This window comes from Pseudonocardia cypriaca (assembly GCF_006717045.1).
GTDB lineage: Bacteria > Actinomycetota > Actinomycetes > Mycobacteriales > Pseudonocardiaceae > Pseudonocardia > Pseudonocardia cypriaca.
In genome coordinates, this window is the sequence record NZ_VFPH01000001.1 from 527321 (window position 1) to 545508 (window position 18188).

The following is an 18188-nucleotide window of genomic DNA, read 5'->3' on the forward strand; positions in this document are numbered from 1 at the left end:
CCCGCCATCAGGACCGATCCTGTCCGGAAGGATCCCTAGCGTCGCGGGCATGAACGGGATCGAGAACGTGACAGGGCCGGTGTTCCGGCCCGGGGACGCCGGGTTCGACGAGCAACTCGCCGGATACCAGGCCGCGCACCCGCACCGCCCGGACCTCGTCGTCGGGGCGGAGAGCTCGGACGACGTCCGGGCCGCGGTGCGCCACGCCGCAGACCACGGGCTCCCGGTGGCGGTGGAGACCAGCGGCCACGGGCGGGCGGCGCCGCTCTCGGGCGGCGTGCTGATCAGCACGCGGCGGATGGACGCTGTTCGCATCGACCCGGCCACCCACCTCGCGCGGGTCGAGGCCGGCACGCGCTGGGAACAGGTGGTCGCGGCGGCCGCGGAGCACGGGCTCGTGCCGCCGAGCGGCACCTCACCGGAGTCGGGCGTGGTCGGCTACACGCTCGGCGGCGGCATCGGCGTGCTGGCCAGGGAGCTGGGATGGGCGAGCGACCGGGTCCGCAGCGTCGACCTCGTCACCGCCGACGGCCGGCTGCGGCACGTCACCGCCGAGTCGGAACCGGAGCTGTTCCGGGTGCTGCGCGGAGCCGGGCACGGCCTCGGTGTCGTGACGGCGATGGAGATCGAGCTCGTGCCGGGCGGGCGCATCCACGGCGGCTCGCTCGCCGTCGCGGGCGAGCACGTGCGGGCCCTGCTCGACGCCTACCGGGAGTGGACGGCCGGCCTGCCCGACGGCCTCACCTCGTCGATCGGTGCGCTGCCCTACCCCGACCTGCCGATGGTGCCCGAGCACCTGCGCGGCCGGTACGTCGCGCAGGTCCGGATCGCCTCCAGCGGCTCAGCGGAGGAGACCGATCGGCTGGTCGCGCCGCTGCGCGCGGCGGTGCCGACGACCGGCACGCTGGGCGAGCTGCCGTACGCGCAGGCCACGACGATCTTCAACGAGCCGGCGGACCCGCACCCCTACACCGGCACGAACGCGATGCTGCGCGAGCTCGACCCCGCCGTGGCGGAGGCCATGCTCGACATCACCGGTCCCGACGCGCCGGTCATGTGCGTGCTCGGGCTGCGGCACCTCGGCGGCGCACTGGCGCGCCCGCCCGCCGTCCCGGATGCCGTGGCCCACCGCGACGCGCCCTACCTGCTGCAGGTGCTCTCCCTGGTCGACGGCACGGACGTGCCGGGCCGCCTGCACGGGGAGCTGATGGACGCGGTGGCGCCGTGGACGGCGGGCCGCACCCCGAACTTCCGGTTCGGGAAGCAGGCGGCGACCGCGTGGCCGATCGAGGTGCCGGGCCGCGCGGACCTGGAGGCGGAGCTGGACCCGAAGGGCCTGTTCCGGTGAGTCGCGCCGGGGCCCGGACCGCAGTCAGCAGTGCGTCCTGGCGAGCACCTCGCGCGCCGCCGTGCGGGAGGCGTTCCACGCCGTCCAGCTCTCCTCCGGCGGGCCCATCCGCTCCGCGATGCGCGGCAGCACCTCGCAGCGCTGCTCCTCCGGCAGCCGCGCGAGGGCCGGCACGGCGTCGGCCGAGAGCGAGCCCAGGTACCAGGTGTCGAGCTGCCCGGTGCTCGCGTACCGGTCGACGTTGGAGGCCGCGACGAACCCGTCGGGGTCGAGGGCCGCGAGCGCGAGCAGGGCCACCACCCCGGCGGCCGCCATCTCGCGCACCACCGGACGCGCCCGCAGGCGCAGCACCGCCCCGAGCACGAGCAGGAAGCACGCACCGAGCCACAGCTCGCAGGTCAGCACCACGAGCCGCAGCGTCGTGAAGCCGTACGCCTCCTGGTAGAGCCACATGCGGCTCAGCGCCGAGGCGACGATCACCAGGGTGAGCGCCGCGAGCGCGGCGAGCAGGGTGCGCTTCCAGGCGCGGTCGGCGCTGGTGGGAGCCGGTGCGTACCGGGACGCGAGCAGCACGACGCCCAGCGCCAGCACGGTGACCGCGAGCAGCTGCCAGAACCCGCCTCTGGCGTACTCGGCGTAGGTGACGCCGGTCGTGCGCTGCACGTAGTCGTCGGAGCCGAAGAGGGTGGCGAACTGCACGCCGACGAACAGCCCGAAGAGTGCAACCAGCAGCCCGATCGGCAGAGTCCACTCGACGCGGCGCAGCCGGGCCGGCTCGCTCGCGATGGGCCCGGGTGGTGGCGGTGGTGCCAGCAGCACGAACCCGCAGCCGAGCGCGGCGCCCGCGCCGAGCGTGAACAGCACGGCCCGCGCGACGCCGGTGTCGTCGACGGTGGGCATCAGGTCGTCGAGCAGCCGGGCGAACGCCCGGTCGGCCGAGGCCAGCAGCGGTGCGAACACGGCCAACAGGCAGAGCCCGACCACGGCCGCCACCACGGTGCGCGCGGCCTGCCCGCCAGCGCCCTGCCGCGCGGCCCACAGCGCCCGCGAAGCCCACGGCAGCGCGCGCACCGCGGCCAACGGCACGGCGAGCGCGCTGAAGACGAGGCTGCGGAAGTGCCGGCCGGCCACCGCGATCGACGCAGCGCAGGGAGCGGCGAGCAGGCAGAGCGAGATCAGCCATTCCGCGTCGCGCACGGCGGCGACCCCGACCAGCCCGACGGCGGCGAGCGCCCAGGCCGCGTCGACGGCGTACGCGCGCCGTGCGGGCGGCGAGGCGTCGAGGCGGTGCGCCTGCCGCGCCACTGCTGCCACCATGACCGCGGTCACCACGGCCGCGACGAACCAGCCGATCCCCGGCCGTTCCAGGGGCAGCACGAGCGCCGTGGTCAGCCCCGTCGCAGCGGCCGCCCCGAGCAGCAGCCGGGTGGGCGGTGCGGACGGGCCGCGCCAGTTCGGGAAGAACAGCGGTCCGCCCACGGTCGGTGCGGTGCCCGCCCCGGCAGGCGCGACGGCGACCGCAACGGCCGTCCCACCCTCCTCCGGAGCTGCGCTCGGCTCTTCCGGTGCCCGCTCGGGCTCGTCCGTCGGCGCGCTCATGACCGCCCCGGCAGGGTCACGCGGATGCGGCAGCCCGGGTTCCCGTTCGCCCCGGGTGCGTCGACGACGGCGATGCGCCCGCCGTGCAGGTCCACCGCCCACCGCGCGATCGCGAGACCGAGCCCGGTGCCCCCGCCCACGGCCCGTTCCCCGCGCGTGAAGCGGTGGAACACCCGGTCCCGCTCCTCGGGGGCGATCCCCGGCCCATCGTCCCGTACCTCGAGCACGAGATCCCCTCCCTCTCGACGCCCCACGAGCTGGACGTCCGTTCCCGGCGGCGCGTGCCGCGCCGCGTTGTCGAGCAGGTTGATCACCACTTGGTGCAGCCGGTTGGGGTCGGCGCGCACCGAGAGCTCCGGCGGCGCGACGTCGAGCCGGAAGCCGACGTCGCGCCCGGCCACCTCGGCCGCCACCCGCGCCTCGGCCACCGCCCGGTCCAGCATCGGCGCGAGCTGCACGAGCTGCGGCTGCAGCGTGAGCGCGCCCGCGTCGATGCGGGACAGGTCCAGCAGCTCGCTCACGAGCGTGCCGAGCCGTTCGGTCTGGGCGAGCGCGGTGCGCAGAGTGGCCGGATCGGGCTCGGCCACGCCGTCGGCGACGTTCTCCAGCACGGCCTGCAGCGCGGCGATCGGCGTCCGCAGCTCGTGCGAGACGTTGGCGATGAGCTCCCGGCGCTGCTGGTCGGCTGCGGCGAGGTCGGCGGCCATCCGGTTGAAGGCGGTGGCGAGCCGGCCGACCTCGTCCTGGGAGGTGGCACGGACCCGGCGGGTGTAGTCGCCCTGCGCCATCGCGATCGCCGCGGCGGTCATCTCGCGCAGCGGCCGGGTCATGCCGTGCGCGAGCACCTGCGCGGTGAGCAGCACGATCGCGATCGCCACGAGCGTGGTGGTGACCGGCGGCAGCCACCGGTACTGCTGCCACAGGTAGACGATGCCCGCGGCGCCGGACCCCAGCAGCAGGATGCTGATCTTCAGCTTGATCGACCGCACCGGGTCGAGCGGCCGGGGGAGCAGGTCGATCACCTGTCTCATCGGGGCACGTCCAGCGCGTAGCCCACACCGTGCACGGTGCGAATGAGGTCGGCGCCCAGCTTGCGGCGCAGCGCCTTCACGTGGCTGTCGACGGCCCGGGTGGCGGTGGCGTCGGCCCAGCCCCACACGTTCGCGAGCAGCGCCTCGCGCGGGTGCACGGTGCGCGGCTGCCGGGCCATGTGCACGAGCAGGTCGAACTCGATCGGCGTCAGGTGAGCCGGTTCGCCGCCGCGCAGCACGCGCCGTTCGGCGGGGTCGATCTCCAGGTCGCCGAGCACGATCCGGGCGACCGCCGCGTGCTGCTCGGCCGCGCGGTCCACGCGCCGGAACAGCACCCCGACCCGCGCGGCCAGCTCGCGGATCGAGAACGGCTTGGTGAGGTAGTCGTCGGCGCCGACGGCGAGGCCGACCAGCAGGTCGGTCTCGGTGTCGCGGGCGGTCAGCATGAGCACCGGGATGGGGCGGCGCGCCTGGATGCGCCGGCACACCTCGAGACCGTCGAAGCCGGGCAGCATGACGTCCAGCACGACGAGGTCGGGCTCGTCCGCCTCGAACCGCGCGATCGCGGACGGGCCGTCGTGCGCCACGTCGACCGTGTAGCCCTCGGCCCGCAGGCGGGCCGCGATCGACCCGGCGATCGTCGGCTCGTCGTCGACCACCAGCACCCGCCGGCCCCCGCTGCTCATGGCGCCGAACCTAAGCCCATGGCGTGGAGGCGATCGGGGCGCGATGTGGAGATCCTGTGGAGACCGGCTGTCGGCCCGACCGGTGCGCCCCCCGCGCTCCTACGGGCGGCCGGGTGAGGGTTCGCCCTGCTCGTCGAGGCGAGCGGCGAGCAGGCGCTTGGCCTGTTCGTGCGCCTGGCGACGGGCGTCGGCGAAGTAGGTGGCGGGGTCGCTCAGGAGGCGTGCGAGGCGGGCGCGCTGCACGTCGTCACCGTTCTTGCGGGATTTCGCCACCCGGCAAGGATAGCCGCGCTCAGGCCCCGAGGGCGACGGCCAGCAGGCGGGCGAGTACCCGCACGGCGGCGACGTCCGCCTCGGTGAGGTCGCCGACCTCGAGGCCGTCGACGGTGAGGATGCCGAACTGCCGGGCCTCGGTGGCCACCGGAACCGCGATGAACGTGCGGTAGGCATGCCCGCCGGGCTCCCAGCCGGGCGGGGACTCGGCCCGTGTGTCGGCGCAGAACAGGTCCTCGCGGCGGGCGAGCAGGCCGAGTGCGAAGTCGCCCAGGTCGGTGCCGGCCACGAACGTGGTACGCGGCTCCTCGGCGCGCCCGTGGAAGCCGGCCGGCACCAGCCGGCGCGGCCGCTCCTCGCCGAGCGCGAAGTAGCAGGAGCGCAGTCGGTCGGCCCCGAGCACCTCCGCGGCGGCCGACAACACGACGGCCTTGGCCTGGCCCTGCAGCTCGCCCGCCTCGCGCCCGCGGGCCCAGCGGCGCTGGTCGGTGATCCGGCCGATGAGGTAGGTGAGCGGTTCGAGCGCGTCGTTGAGCACGAGCTGGATGCGCGCGGCCTCCTCCTCGGCGATCTGCTCCGCGCTGCCGGCCCGCACGCGCGCGTTGTGCTCGGCGCGCAGCGGGATGCCGACCGCGAGCGCGGTGAGCACGGCGCCCGCGGCTGCCGTGAGCGTGAACGACCAGCCGGAGAGGTCGTTGGCGACCGCGCCGAGCACCCAGGCCGCTGTGGCCGCGGTGACCGCGACCGGGCGCGCCGCGGCCCGGACCAGTTCGGTGGTTCGTCCCCCCATCGCGGGGAGCGTAGCGGCGGGGTCCGTCACGGCCCGGCACCGGCGGTCGCTCGGGCGCGTGGCGAAAGTCGGCCCGAAAGTACCAAGATCGTGCGCGTCCGCCCATCCCGATTACTCCTGGTGGCCGTTTTCGGGGTACTGCATGGTGACACCCGTTGGTGTCCCACGTACCTTCACCCGGTCGGGTCTGCCCTGGTCGGAATGGCGCTCCCCATCGTGCCCGAAATCGATCTTGCACGTCATCGATCGCGGAACCGGTCGATGGTGCGGTCGTTGCACCCGGCTGCAGACACCTCGAATGATTTGGGACGGTGCCGGGTGAGAGAAGTGCAGACGCTCCACGAGCGGGTGCAGGCCAGCCCCGAGTTCGCCGAGCTGCGGTCCCGGCTGCGGCGGTTCGTGTTCCCGATGAGCGCGGCGTTCATGCTCTGGTACCTGGGCTACGTCCTGATGGCCTCCTACGCGCCGGAGGTCATGGGCATCCGGCTGTTCGGCTACATCAACGTGGGCATCATCGTCGGCCTGCTGCAGTTCGTCTCGACGTTCGTGATCACCGGGCTCTACGTGCGCTACGCCGACACCCGGCTCGATCCCGTCGCGGAGTCCATCCGCATCCGCATGGAGGGCAACTGATGTCCGAGAAGCTCGGCAGTCCGGTCATCAACATCTCCGTCTTCGCGGCGTTCGTGCTCGTGACGCTCGTCGTGGTCTTCCGGGTGAGCCGGAGCAACAAGACCGCCTCCGACTACTACGCGGCCGGGCGGTCGTTCACCGGCCCCCAGAACGGCGTGGCGATCGCCGGTGACTACCTGTCCGCGGCGTCGTTCCTCGGCATCGCCGGCGCGATCGCGGTGAACGGCTACGACGGGTTCCTGTACTCGATCGGCTTCCTCGTCGCGTGGCTGGTGGCGTTGCTGCTGGTGGCCGAGCTGCTGCGCAACACCGGCAAGTTCACGATGGGTGACGTGCTGAGCTTCCGGATGCGGCAGCGTCCGGTGCGGGCGGCCGCGGCCACCTCCACCCTCGTCGTGTCGCTGTTCTACCTGCTGGCGCAGATGGCGGGCGCGGGCGCGCTGATCGCGCTGCTGCTGCAGATCCCGAACAGCAACACGCTCGGGCAGGGCATCGTGATCGCGGTCGTCGGCCTCCTGATGATCGTCTACGTGCTGGTGGGCGGCATGAAGGGCACCACGTGGGTGCAGATCATCAAGGCGGGTCTGCTGCTCGTGGGCGCCGCGACGCTGGTGACCTGGGTGCTCGGCCGGCACGCGTTCGACCTCTCCGCGCTGCTCGGTGAGGCGGTGGAGAAGAACCCCTCGATGCAGACGCCCACGGGCGCGGTGAAGGAGCTGGGGGACCGGCTGCTCATCCCGGGCCTGCAGTACGGCGCGTCCGACCTCGCCAAGATCGACTTCCTGTCGCTCGGCCTCGCGCTGGTGCTCGGCACCGCGGGCCTGCCGCACATCCTGATGCGCTTCTACACGGTGCCGAACGCCAAGGAGGCGCGGCGCTCGGTGGTGTGGGCGATCTGGCTGATCGGCGTCTTCTACCTGTTCTCGCTGGTGCTGGGCTACGGCGCGGCCGCGCTCGTGCCCGGCGGGGCGGAGCGGATCGCGAACGCTCCCGGCGGCACCAACTCCGCGGCGCCGCTGCTGGCGTACCAGCTCGGCGGGGAGTTCATGCTCGGGATCATCTCGGCGATCGCGTTCGCCACGATCCTCGCGGTGGTGGCCGGGCTGACGATCACCGCCTCGGCGTCCTTCGCCCACGACGTGTACGCCAACGTCATCAAGCGGGGCACCGCGGCCCCGGATGCCGAGGTCCGGGTCGCGCGTCGCACCGCAGTGCTCGTCGGCGTGGTGGCGGTCGGCGCGGGGATCCTCGCCCGCAACCAGAACGTGGCGTTCCTGGTGGCGCTCGCGTTCGCGGTGGCGGCGTCGGCGAACCTGCCGACGCTGCTCTACTCGCTGTTCTGGAAGCGGTTCAACACCATGGGCGCGCTGTTCAGCATCTACGGCGGCCTGGGCATCAGCGTGGCGCTGATCCTGCTGTCGCCCGCGGTGTCCGGACGACCCACGTCGATGGTGCCGAACCTCGACTTCGCCGTCTTCCCGCTGGCCAACCCGGGCCTGGTGTCCATCCCGGCGTCGTTCCTGCTCGGGGCGATCGGCACCCTCTTCGGGCGCAAGGACGAGGGAGCCGACGCGCGGCAGGCGGAGATGGAGGTCCGCGCACTGACCGGTGCGGGCTCGGAGAAGGCGACGGCGCCGAAGACGGCCCCCCTGCCCAAGCTGCCGACCGACCCGTGGACCGGTCGCGAAGTCCAGCAAGGTGGCTTCACCGGCGCAGCGCGGCAGTAGCGCCACCCTGCCGGCACTCCTCCTAGAAGTTGCCCCGCTTCGCCTGCTCCCGCTCGATCGCCTCGAACAGGGCCTGGAAGTTGCCCTTGCCGAAGCCGAGCGAGCCGTGCCGCTCGATCAGCTCGAAGAACACCGTGGGGCGGTCGCCGATCGGCTTGGTGAAGATCTGCAGCAGGTAGCCGTCCTCGTCGCGGTCGACGAGGATCCCGCGCTTCTGCAGCTCCTCGATCGGCACCCGGACCTCCCCGATCCGCGCGCGCAGGGCGGGGTCGGTGTAGTACGAGTCGGGCGTGTCCAGGAACTCGACGCCCGCGTCGCGCAGCGCGTCGACGGTGCGGACGATGTCGTTCGTGGCCAGTGCGAGGTGCTGCGCGCCGGGGCCGCCGTAGAACTCCAGGTACTCGTCGATCTGCGAGCGCTTCTTGCTGATCGCGGGCTCGTTCAGCGGGAACTTGACGCGGTGGTTGCCGCTGGCCACCACCTTGCTCATCAGGGCCGAGTACTCGGTGGCGATGTCGTCGCCGATGAACTCCGCCATGTTCGTGAAGCCCATGACCCGGTGGTAGAAGCCCACCCACTCGTCCATGTGACCCAGCTCCACGTTCCCGACGACGTGGTCGAGCGCCTGGAAGAGCCGCTTGGGTGCGCCGTCGGGCTTGCGGCGGGTGGAGGTGCGGGCCACGTAGCCGGGCAGGTAGGGGCCGGTGTAGCGGGAGCGGTCCACGAGCGTGTGCCGGGTCTCGCCGTACGTGGCGATCGCGGCGAGCCGGACGGTGCCGTGCTCGTCGGAGACGTCGTGCGGCTCCTCGAGCACCGTCGCGCCCTGGGCCTTGGCATGACGGATGCAGCGGTCGACGTCGGGCACCTCGAGCGCGATGTCGACGATCCCGTCGCCGTGGCGGCGGTGGTGGTCGATGATCGGGCTGGCCGGGTCGACCCCGCCCTTCAGCACGAACCGCACCGCGCCGGAGCGCAGCACGTAGGCGTGGTGGTCGCGGTTACCGGTCTCCGGGCCCGAGTACGCCACCAGCTCCATGCCGAACGCGAGCTGGTAGAACGCGGCCGCCTGGGTGGCGTTGCCGACGGCCCACACGACGGCGTCCCAGCCGGTGACCGGGAACGGGTCGCCGTCCGCGTCGTACTCGACGAGCCCGACGAGCTGGCGCAGCTGGTCGAGGTCGAGCTCGGCCAGGCGTTCCTGACTGGTGAGGGTCTGCTCGATGGCCATGCGTGAAGGACAGCTCATCCGAGAAGTGCTGCGCAACTGTCCGTTCCACAGCTGGCAGTCCTGAACGGATTGTGCCTTGATCGGCCGAGTCAGCTGTACAGTCCGCCCACATGGAGCTGGACGCGCTGGACGTCGACCTGATCAGGGCGTTGCGCGCGAGCCCGCGAGCCGGGGTGCTGGAGCTCTCGCGCACGCTGGGCGTGGCGCGCGGCACCGCGCAGGCGCGGCTGGACCGGCTGGAGCGCGAGGGCGTCATCACCGGCTACGGGCCCGACGTCGACCTGGCCGCTGCCGGCTACCCGGTGCAGGCCTTCGCCACGCTGGAGATCGCGCAGGGCCAGCTGGCGGACGTCGCCGCTGAGCTCGCCGCCCTGCCCGCCGTGCTGGAGGCGTACGCCACCACCGGCTCGTCCGACGTGCTCTGCCGCCTCGGCGCGTCGTCGCACCAGGACCTGCAGGACACCCTGCTCGCGCTCGGCCGCAGCCCCACCATCGCCCGCTCGACGAGCGTGGTGGTGCTGTCGGTCGTGGTGGCGCCCCGCGTACTGCCGCTGCTGGCGGCCCGGCCGCGCAGCGGGCCCAGCCGCGCGCCCGCGTACCGGGGCTGAGGTCACGGGCGGAGGGCCAGCTTGCCGACGGTGGCCCGTGCCTCGAGCTCGGCGAGGACCTTCGGCCCGTCGGCCAGGTCGTGGACGGTGGGCTGCCCCGGCGGGTAGACGCTGGTGGCGACGAGCGCGGCCAGCTCGGCCATGAGCTCGGCGAAGAGGTCGGGCGCCGCCTGGCTCAGGATGCCGATGTGCAGGCCGATCAGGTGGACGGGGTGCGTGAAGTTCAGGTCCCGGTTGCTGATCGTGGCCTCGCCACCGGCCACGCCGTACACGACCATCCGCCCGGTGATCCGCCTGGTGGCCGCCAGCGCGGCCCCGAACGTGTCCCCGCCGACGGACTCCAGCACGAGGTCGGCCCCGCGACCTGCGGTGCGCCGCAGCACCTCGGCCGCCATGTCCCCGGTGCGCTGGTCGACGACGTGGTCGGCGCCCAGCGCCCGCACCACCTCGTGCTTGCCCGCCGACGCCGTCCCGATCACGGTTGCGCCGTGGTGCCTCGCCATGCGCACCGCCGCCTGCCCGACGCCGCCGGCCGCCGCCTGGACGAGCACGGTCTCGCCTTCCGCGACCCGGCCGAGCCGGAGCGCGGCGAGCGCGGTGGCCCAGTTCAGGACGAGACCGAGGCTCTGCTCGTCGGTCCAGCCTGCGGGAACCGGGGCGAGCCCGGCGGCCGGCAGCACCACGTACTCGGCGAAGGCGCCGGGGCCCGTCCCGATGACGTGGTCGCCCCGCTCGAAGCCGGTCACACCCGGCCCGATCGCGATCACCTCGCCGGCCGCCTCGAAACCGGCGATGTAGGGCGCCCGCGGCCCGCCGACGTAGGTGCCCCGGGTCTGCATGACGTCGGCGAAGTTGACGCCCGCTGCGCCGACCCGGATCAGGACCTCGCCCGTGCCCGGGGCCGGGACGGGGACGTCGGTGATCAGGCGCATGGCCTGCGGACCGGTCAGGGCCGTCTGCTGGAGAGCTCGCATGCATCTACGGTGAAACCATCACACGTGTGTGAAGGTCGATATGAGGTGGAGCACATGCGGATCGGGCAGCTGGCGGAGCGCACCGGCACCTCCCGCCGGCTGCTGCGCTACTACGAGGAGCAGGAGCTGATCACGTCCGGCCGCAGCGCCAACGGGTACCGCGAGTACGACGAGGCCTGCGTGGACCGGGTCCTGCAGATCCGTGGACTCCTCGACTCCGGGCTGCCCACCCGCGTGATCAAGCAGATCCTGCCGTGCCTCACCACGGGGGCGATCCACGTCGCCGACGCGACGCCCGAGACCATCGCGATCCTGGAACGCGAGCGCGCCAGCATGTCCGCGCGCATCGAGTGCCTCGTCCGCAACCGCGACGCGATCTCCGGGTACCTGGACGCGGTGCGCGGCTAGGCCCTAGGCGCCCCGCAGACGGGCCCACGCCGTCAGCGACTCCTCCGTCAGCACCGCGTCCAGTGCCGTGGCGGCCGCCCCGTGCAGTGCGGCGTCGTCACCCAGCGCGGCGGTGCGCAGCGGGGGAGGGGCCGCACGGCGGAAGGTCATCAGCCCGTCGGTGAACGCCTCGGTGAACGCCTCGTTCGCAGCCGTCCGCAGCGGTGCCGCGAGGCCGCCGAGCGTCACGACCTCGGGGTCGAGGGCGTTGACGAGGCCGGCGATCCCCGTGCCGAGGCTTCCCGCGGCGCGGTCGACGGCGGCGCGGGCGGCGTGCCCGGTCCGACCAAGGACGGCGAGGGCGTACGTCCGGGGATCGGACGGCGGCGGCTCGCCGAGGTGGCGGGCGAGCGCGCGGCCGTCGACGGTGAGGTCCCAGCAGCCCTTTGCGCCGCACGGGCAGCGCAGCGCGTGGTCGCCGAAGGGCAGGTGACCGAACTCGCCGCCTGCGCCGGTGGCCCCGCGCACCGGCTGCCCGCCGACCACCAGCGTTCCGCCGACCCCGACCTCCACCGTGACGTGCAGCGCGGTGCCCGCGCCCGCACCCGCGCCGTAGCGCGCCTCGGCGACGCCTGCGAGGGTGGCGTCGTTGTCGATGCGCAGCGGCACGCCGGGCAGGCCGAGTGGCGTGAGGTCGACGCGGCCCCAGCCAAGGGTGGAGGCCTGCACCACCCGCCCGTCCTGCACGGTGGCCGCGACCGCGACGGCGACCGCGCGCACCCGATCGCCCAGCCGCGCGTGCGCGCGGCGGACCGCCGCCGCGATGGTGGCAACGGCCTGCTCGGGCTCGCGGCTGGTGTGCGGGGCGGCCTCCAGCACGGCGGGGCGGCCGTCGAGGCCTGCGAGCGCGCAGCGCCAGTCCTCGTAGCGCAGGTCGACGGCGACGACGACCGGGCCGTCGGGGTGCGGCCCGAGCACGGTGGTGGGCCGGCCCCGGCCGGTCGCGGCCGCCGGGGTCTCGGTGAGCAGCGCGAGCTCGCGCAGCCTGGCGGTGATGTCGGTGGCCGAACCGCTGGAGAGCCCGAGCCGCTGCGCCACCGCTGCCCTGGTGACACCGGGCGTGCGGCGCATCTCGGCGAGAACGCCGAGCGCCCCGTGCCAGCGCGGGGTTGCCATCTCGCCTCCCATGATTATGCTCGGACTCCGAGTTTAATCGGAGGTTGCCGTGGACATGACATCGGTGCGTGCAGTCCTGCTGGACATGGACGGCACCTTGGTCGACTCCGACGCGTCCGTCGAGCGGGCGTGGACCACCTGGTCGGCCGAGCACGGCCTCGACCCGGCTTCCGTGCTGGCGATCGCCCACGGCAGCCCGCCCGGACCCACCGTGCGCCGGATGCTCCCCGCGCTGGACGACGCGGCCGTCGCAGCCTCCGCGCAGCGCCAGATGGACCTGCAGTACGAAGACATCGCGGACGTCGTCGCCGCACCGGGCGCGCCGGAGCTGCTCGCCGCACTCGACCGCATCGGGCTGCCCTGGGCCGTCGTGACCAGCGCGGACGTCCGGCTGGCCAAGGCCAGGCTGGGCGCCGGCGGGATCGAGCCGCCGCTGCTCGTGACGGTCGAGGACGTGCGGCGCGGCAAACCCGACCCCGAGGGGTTCCGGATCGCGGCCGCCCGCCTCGGCGTCGACCCCGCGGCGTGCCTGGTGGTGGAGGACAGCGAGCCGGGCCTCGCCTCCGGCCGCGCAGCCGGCATGCGCACCGCCGCGCTCCGCGGGCTGGACGGCGACCTGCGGCTCGTCGACCTCGCGCAGCTCGCCCGCCTGCTGGAGCGGGCCCGCGTGCAGCCCTGGTGGCGCGACGCCGTCGGCTACCAGGTCTACCTGCCCTCCTTCGGCGACAGCACCGGCAACGGCTGGGGCGACCTCGGCGGCGTCACCGCGCACCTCGACCACCTCGTCCGCCTCGGCGTCGACGTCGTCTGGCTGACCCCGTTCTTCGTCTCGCCGATGCGCGACCACGGCTACGACATCGCCGACCTGCGTGCCGTCGACCCCCGCTTCGGGGGAGAGGAGGCCCTCGACGAGCTGCTCGACCAGGCGCACCGGCGCGGGCTGCGGGTGCTCGGCGACCTGGTCGTCAACCACACCAGCGACGCGCACCCCTGGTTCGTCGCGGCCGCGTCCTCGCGCGACGACCCGCACCGCGACTTCTACATCTGGCGCGACCCGGCCCCGGACGGCGGCCCGCCGAACAACTGGCTGTCGCACTTCGGCGGCCCCGCCTGGACGCTCAGCCCGGCCACCGGCCAAGACCCGACGGCGCAGTACTACCTGCACCTGTTCCGCCCCGAGCAGCCCGACCTCAACTGGCGCAACCCGGCCGTCGCCGCCGAGGTGGACGCGGTGCTGGAGCACTGGTTCGCCCGCGGCCTCGACGGGTTCCGGATCGACACCGCCGCCTACCTCGTCAAACACCCGGACCTGCCGGACAACCCGGAGGCGGAGCGGCCGCTCGCCGTCGCGGGGGTGACCGAGGAGTGGCGGCGCCAGGAGCACCGCTACGACATCCACCAGCCGGACGTGCACGCGATCCACGAGCGCTGGCGCCGGGTGGCCGACCGGCACGACGCGCTGCTCGTCGGCGAGGTCTACGAGCTCGACCCGGTGGCACTGGCCCGCTACGTGGGCGCGGAGCGGCTGCACTCGTCGTTCTGGTTCGGGCTCGTGGAGTCCGGGTGGGACCCGGAGCGGATCACGACGATGCTCGACGCCGCCGCGGCGGCATCCCCCGAGCTGGCCTGGGTGCAGAGCAACCACGACCGCGTCCGGGCGGTCACCCGCTACGGCGGCGGCGCGCTCGGCAGGCGGCGGGCCATGGCGCTGCACGTCGTGACGTCGCTCCTGCCCGGCACGATGTGGCTCTACCAGGGCGAGGAGCTCGGCCTGGACAACGGGCACGTGCCCGCCGGGTCCGGCGCCGACCCCCTCGGTAGCGCGGAGCCGGGGCAGAGCCGCGACGGGGCGCGCACCCCGATGCCGTGGCGGCCCGGGCCGGGGCTGGGCTTCACCGCGGGACGGCCGTGGCTGCCCGACGGCGACCGCACCGAGGCCGACACGGTGGCCCGCCAGGCCGTCGACCCCGCATCGCCGCTCGCCACCCTCAGCCGGCTGCTGCGGATCCGGCGCGCCCTCGCGCACCGGCTCGCCGACCAGCGGGTCACGCGGGCCGAGCGCGGCGCCGGGATCACGGCGTACCGCCGCGACGGGCTCGAGGTGCTGGTCACACTCGGCGACGAGCCGGCGCCGGAGGTCGCGCTGCCTGCGCCCGCCGTGTTCGACACCGACGACCCGGCCGTCTCGCCGGAGCACCCGCGGACCGGCTCCGTCCGCCTGCGTCCGCAGCAGGCCCTCCTGCTGGTGCACCCGTGAGCGACAACGTCGTCCTGCGGGTGGCCCCGGGACCGGCCGCCGTGGGGTTCACGATCAACAGCCTCGGCGCCTGCCTGGTGCTGCTCGCCCGCGACCTGGACCGCCCGCCCGCCGAGCTGGTGTGGCTCTCGTCGTCGTTCGGCGTCGGGCTGCTGCTCATCGGGGCGGCGGGGCCGGTGCTCCTGCGGCGCGGCCCGCGGCCGGTGCTGCGCGGCTCCGCGCTCGTCGCCGCGGCCGGGGCGACGCTGCTCGGCACCGCGCCGACGGCCATCCTCGCCGCGGCGGGCGCGCTGCTGCTCGGGACCGGGGCCGCCGGGCTGGTCATGATCACGCCCGCCCTGCTGCGCGGTCCGGCGGTCGGAGCCCGGCTGTCGAAGGTCAACGCGATCTCGAGCGTGTGCGGCATCCTCGGCCCGCTCGCCGTCGGCACGCTGGACGTCCAGCTGGGCCACGGCCGGCTCGCGCTGCTGCTCGCGGTGCCGCCGCTCCTGGCGCTGGCGATCTGGGCGAGGAGGGCCGCCGGGCCCGCGCCCGCCCCGGTCGCCCCGGCGGTGTCCGGACCGCTCTCCCGGCGCGTCGCCACCGCCTGGACCGCCGTCGTGCTGAGCGTGTCGATCGAGTTCTGCTTCACGATCTGGGCCGCCGCCCGGCTCCAGGACGCCGGGCTCGCGGCGGGCCCCGCCGGAGCCGCTGCTGTCGCCTTCCTGCTCGGGATGGCGGCCGGGCGGTACGGGGCGCCGTGGCTGATGGGCCGCGGGTTCCCGGTCGTACCCGTGGGCTGCGCGGTGGTCGTCGCGGGCACGCTCGCCGTCGCCGTGCCGAACGCGCCGGTTCCGGTCGTCGTCGGGCTCGCCGTCGCCGGGCTCGGCACCGCGGCGTTCTACCCCGTCACCCTCGCCCGGCTCGTCCAGGTGCCGGGCATGTCGGACGTGCGCGGCCCGGCCTTCGGGGCGCTCGCGTCCGGCACCGCCATCCTCGTCGCGCCGGTGGTCCTCGCCGCTCTCGGCACGGCGCTCGACCTGCGCGCGGCGTACCTGCTCGCCGTGCTGCCGCTGGCCGCCGCCCTCGCGACGGCCGCACGGAGGGAGCCATCGTGTCCGTGACCCCGTTCCGCATCGACGTGCCCGACGCCGATCTCGCGGACCTGCGTGACCGGCTGCGGCGCACCCGCTGGCCCGAGGCAGCGACCGTCGACGGCTGGGCGCAGGGCGTGCCCCTGGAGTACCTGCAGGAGCTGTGCGCCTACTGGGCCGACGGCTACGACTGGCGAGCCACCGAGGCCCGCCTGAACGGCGTGCCGCAGTTCCGCACCGAGATCGACGGCCTCGGGGTGCACTTCCTGCACGTCCGCTCGCCGCACCCGGACGCCGTGCCGCTGGTGCTCACGCACGGCTGGCCCGGCTCCGTCGTCGAGTTCCTCGACGTGATCACGTTGCTCACCGAGCCACCGGACCCGTTCCACGTCGTGTGCCCTTCGCTGCCGGGGTACGGGTTCAGCGACAGGCCCGCCCGCCACGGCTGGACCGTGCAGCGCATCGCGGCCGCGTGGGCGCAGCTGATGGCCCGGCTCGGCTACGACCGCTACGGCGCCGCCGGCAGCGACTGGGGCACGTCGGTCAGCACGTGGATCGGCAAGCTCGACCCGGAGCACGTCGCCGGCATCCACCTCGTCCCGCCGCTGGCCGCGCCGGACCCGGGCACGTTCGACGACCTCACACCCGGCGAGCGCGCGGCCCTCGACGCCCTCGCCGGCGGCCAGGCCGACGGGGACGGCTACTCGATGCAGCAGTTCACCCGCCCGCAGACGATCGGCTACGGCCTCGTCGACTCGCCCGCCCTGCTCGCCGCGTGGATCGTCGAGAAGTTCCACGCGTGGACCGACCCGGCGAGCCCGCTCACCCGTGACCAGCTGCTGGACAACCTGATGCTCTACTGGCTGCCCGGCACCGGTGCGTCTGCGGCCCGGCTGTACTGGGAGAGCTTCCGCGAGGTCCAGCGCACGTTCGCGGGGGAGACCACCGACGAGGTGCACGTGCCCGCCGGCTGCTCGGTGTTCCCCCACGAGAACCCCCGCCCGTCCCGCCGGTGGGCGGCCCGGCGCTTCACCGACATCCGCTACTGGAACGAGCCCGACCGCGGCGGCCACTTCGCGGCGTTCGAGCAGCCGGAGCTGTTCGCGGCCGAGCTGCGCGCGTTCTTCCGCCTGGTGCGGTGATGAACGGCTACCTGAGCCTGCTCCGACGGCCGGACGTGCTCTGGCCGTTCGGATCCGCCGTCGTGGGCCGGCTTCCCCTCGCGATGGCGCCGCTGGGCATGATCGTGCTCGTCGAGGAGCTGCGCGGGTCGTACGCCACCGCGGGCATCGTGACCGCCGCCTTCGCCTGGTGCACCGCGATCAGCCTGCCCCTGTGGGGCGGCGTGATGGACAGGGTGGGGCAGCCGCGCGTGGTGGCGGCCACGTCCTGCGTCTCCGCCGCCTTCCTGGCCGGGATGGCCGTGCTCGCCGTGAACGGCGCAGCAGATCCCGTCCTGATCGCCGTGGCGGCCGCGGCGGGCCTGACCTTCCCGCCCATCTCGCCGGCCATCCGGGTGGCGTGGTCGACGGTCGTGCCCGATCCGGACGAGCGCCGGACGGCCTACGCCATGGACGCCGTCGCGGTGGAGACCATCTTCGTCACCGGACCGCTGCTGCTCACGGTCCTGCTGTCGGCGCCGGCCGCGGTGCCCCTCGCGGTCACCGCGCTCCTGATGGCGGCCGGGGGAGTCGGCTACAGCTGCAGCCCGGCCGCCCGTTCGTGGCGTCCCGCGGCGGGCGCGGGCGGCGTCCGAGGCCGCTCACCGCTCGGGTCGCGGGGTGTGCTGCTGACACTGCTCGTCGGTCTCGGCATGTCCGTCGGGTTCGGTCAGATGGACGTCGCGATGACCGCCACGGCGGAACACGCCTACTCGAGCGGCGGCGTGCTCGGGCTGTTCTTCGCCTCCGCCGCGATCGGCAGCACGATCGGCGGGCTCTGGTACGGAAGCCGGTCGTGGCGGGGCCCGGAGCGGCGGCACCTCCCGGTCACGCTCGCCGGCTTCGCCGCCGGCCTCGCCGCGGTCGCGGTGGTGGCGGGCGGGACGGGCGCACCGCCACTCGCGTTGATCGTCGCCGCGCTCGCCGTCACGGGCCTGTTCATCTCACCGAGCCTCATCCCGCAGCAGGCGCTGGTGGATGCGAACGCCGACCCGGACCGGCTGAGCGAGGCACAGGGCTGGCTGCACACCGCGTTGACCTCCGGTGCGGCCGCCGGCATGGCCATCGCCGGAGTGGTCGTCGACCGCGCCGGATCGGCGGCGGCGTTCGGTACGGCGTCCCTCGCCGTTGGCGCCGCGTCCCTGGTCGCCGTCGGTGCGCAGTGGTGGTGGCGCGCGGTCCCCGGCGTCGGTCCCACCCCGGCGCGCGAGCGCGCGGGTCAGAACCGGTAGCGCGGG

The 18188-nt window shown here is 74.3% G+C and carries 17 protein-coding genes; 9 read left to right on the forward strand and 8 right to left on the reverse strand.

The window, feature by feature from the left end:
* Nucleotides 1-49: 49 nt before the first annotated feature.
* Nucleotides 50-1348 (forward strand): FAD-binding oxidoreductase, encoded by a 1299-nt coding sequence (locus FB388_RS02475; RefSeq protein ID WP_142096285.1) that lies wholly within the window; start codon nucleotides 50-52, stop codon nucleotides 1346-1348.
* Nucleotides 1349-1372: 24 nt separating this feature from the next.
* Here FB388_RS02475 and FB388_RS02480 read toward each other — a convergent pair whose 3' ends face one another.
* The 5 genes from FB388_RS02480 to FB388_RS02495 all read right to left on the reverse strand — a co-directional run bounded on the left by FB388_RS02480 (nucleotide 1373) and on the right by FB388_RS02495 (nucleotide 5727).
* The gene (locus FB388_RS02480; RefSeq protein ID WP_211361731.1) at nucleotides 1373-2947 is read right to left on the reverse strand and encodes a DUF4153 domain-containing protein; all 1575 of its coding nucleotides are present in this window, start codon (nucleotides 2945-2947) and stop codon (nucleotides 1373-1375) included.
* Nucleotides 2944-3978, reverse strand: coding sequence for a HAMP domain-containing sensor histidine kinase (locus FB388_RS02485; RefSeq protein WP_142096288.1), 1035 nt, complete (start codon nucleotides 3976-3978; stop codon nucleotides 2944-2946). The genes FB388_RS02480 and FB388_RS02485 overlap by 4 nt, the downstream gene beginning before the upstream one ends.
* Entirely contained in the window at nucleotides 3975-4664 is a 690-nt protein-coding gene (locus FB388_RS02490) for a response regulator transcription factor (RefSeq protein ID WP_142096291.1), read from the reverse strand. Before FB388_RS02490 ends, FB388_RS02485 begins: the two co-directional genes overlap by 4 nt.
* Nucleotides 4665-4763: 99 nt before the next feature.
* The gene (locus FB388_RS39185; protein WP_170225441.1) at nucleotides 4764-4937 is read right to left on the reverse strand and encodes a hypothetical protein; all 174 of its coding nucleotides are present in this window, start codon (nucleotides 4935-4937) and stop codon (nucleotides 4764-4766) included.
* A gap of 19 nt (nucleotides 4938-4956) precedes the next feature.
* The gene (locus FB388_RS02495; RefSeq protein WP_142096294.1) at nucleotides 4957-5727 is read right to left on the reverse strand and encodes a GAF domain-containing protein; all 771 of its coding nucleotides are present in this window, start codon (nucleotides 5725-5727) and stop codon (nucleotides 4957-4959) included.
* Nucleotides 5728-5988: 261 nt separating this feature from the next.
* Here FB388_RS02495 and FB388_RS02500 point away from each other — a divergent pair, with 261 nt between their 5' ends.
* Both FB388_RS02500 and FB388_RS02505 read left to right on the forward strand, forming a co-directional pair.
* The gene (locus tag FB388_RS02500; protein WP_142096297.1) at nucleotides 5989-6360 is read left to right on the forward strand and encodes a DUF485 domain-containing protein; all 372 of its coding nucleotides are present in this window, start codon (nucleotides 5989-5991) and stop codon (nucleotides 6358-6360) included.
* Nucleotides 6360-8087, forward strand: a complete 1728-nt coding sequence (locus FB388_RS02505) for a solute symporter family protein (protein WP_142096300.1) — start codon at nucleotides 6360-6362, stop codon at nucleotides 8085-8087. Before FB388_RS02500 ends, FB388_RS02505 begins: the two co-directional genes overlap by 1 nt.
* Nucleotides 8088-8109: 22 nt before the next feature.
* On the opposite strand, the gene hppD is transcribed toward FB388_RS02505, so the two are convergent.
* Complete coding sequence (gene hppD / locus FB388_RS02510; protein WP_142096303.1) at nucleotides 8110-9315, reverse strand: 4-hydroxyphenylpyruvate dioxygenase; 1206 nt, start codon at nucleotides 9313-9315, stop codon at nucleotides 8110-8112.
* Nucleotides 9316-9425: 110 nt separating this feature from the next.
* Here hppD and FB388_RS02515 point away from each other — a divergent pair, with 110 nt between their 5' ends.
* Nucleotides 9426-9923, forward strand: coding sequence for an Lrp/AsnC family transcriptional regulator (locus FB388_RS02515; protein ID WP_142096306.1), 498 nt, complete (start codon nucleotides 9426-9428; stop codon nucleotides 9921-9923).
* Nucleotides 9924-9925: 2 nt separating this feature from the next.
* On the opposite strand, the gene FB388_RS02520 is transcribed toward FB388_RS02515, so the two are convergent.
* On the reverse strand, nucleotides 9926-10897 hold the full coding sequence (locus tag FB388_RS02520; RefSeq protein ID WP_142096309.1) for an NADPH:quinone oxidoreductase family protein: 972 nt from the start codon (nucleotides 10895-10897) through the stop codon (nucleotides 9926-9928).
* A 54-nt stretch (nucleotides 10898-10951) separates the two neighbouring features.
* On the opposite strand from FB388_RS02520, the gene FB388_RS02525 reads away from it, so the two are divergent.
* A complete protein-coding gene (locus FB388_RS02525) occupies nucleotides 10952-11305 on the forward strand; it encodes a MerR family transcriptional regulator (RefSeq protein WP_142096310.1) in 354 nt (117 codons plus the stop codon).
* Between the two features lie 3 nt (nucleotides 11306-11308).
* On the opposite strand, the gene FB388_RS02530 is transcribed toward FB388_RS02525, so the two are convergent.
* A complete protein-coding gene (locus FB388_RS02530) occupies nucleotides 11309-12460 on the reverse strand; it encodes an ROK family transcriptional regulator (protein WP_142096313.1) in 1152 nt (383 codons plus the stop codon).
* A gap of 55 nt (nucleotides 12461-12515) precedes the next feature.
* Here FB388_RS02530 and FB388_RS02535 point away from each other — a divergent pair, with 55 nt between their 5' ends.
* The 4 genes from FB388_RS02535 to FB388_RS02550 are packed head-to-tail and all read left to right on the forward strand — an operon-like array spanning nucleotide 12516 to nucleotide 18182.
* Entirely contained in the window at nucleotides 12516-14717 is a 2202-nt protein-coding gene (locus tag FB388_RS02535; RefSeq protein WP_142096316.1) for an HAD-IA family hydrolase, read from the forward strand.
* On the forward strand, nucleotides 14714-15820 hold the full coding sequence (locus tag FB388_RS02540) for an MFS transporter (protein WP_142096319.1): 1107 nt from the start codon (nucleotides 14714-14716) through the stop codon (nucleotides 15818-15820). The genes FB388_RS02535 and FB388_RS02540 overlap by 4 nt, the downstream gene beginning before the upstream one ends.
* Nucleotides 15811-16932: an epoxide hydrolase family protein gene (locus FB388_RS02545; protein WP_142096322.1), complete on the forward strand. Its 1122-nt coding sequence runs from the start codon at nucleotides 15811-15813 to the stop codon at nucleotides 16930-16932. Before FB388_RS02540 ends, FB388_RS02545 begins: the two co-directional genes overlap by 10 nt.
* Complete coding sequence (locus FB388_RS02550; protein WP_142096325.1) at nucleotides 16932-18182, forward strand: MFS transporter; 1251 nt, start codon at nucleotides 16932-16934, stop codon at nucleotides 18180-18182. The genes FB388_RS02545 and FB388_RS02550 overlap by 1 nt, the downstream gene beginning before the upstream one ends.
* Nucleotides 18183-18188: the final 6 nt, after the last annotated feature.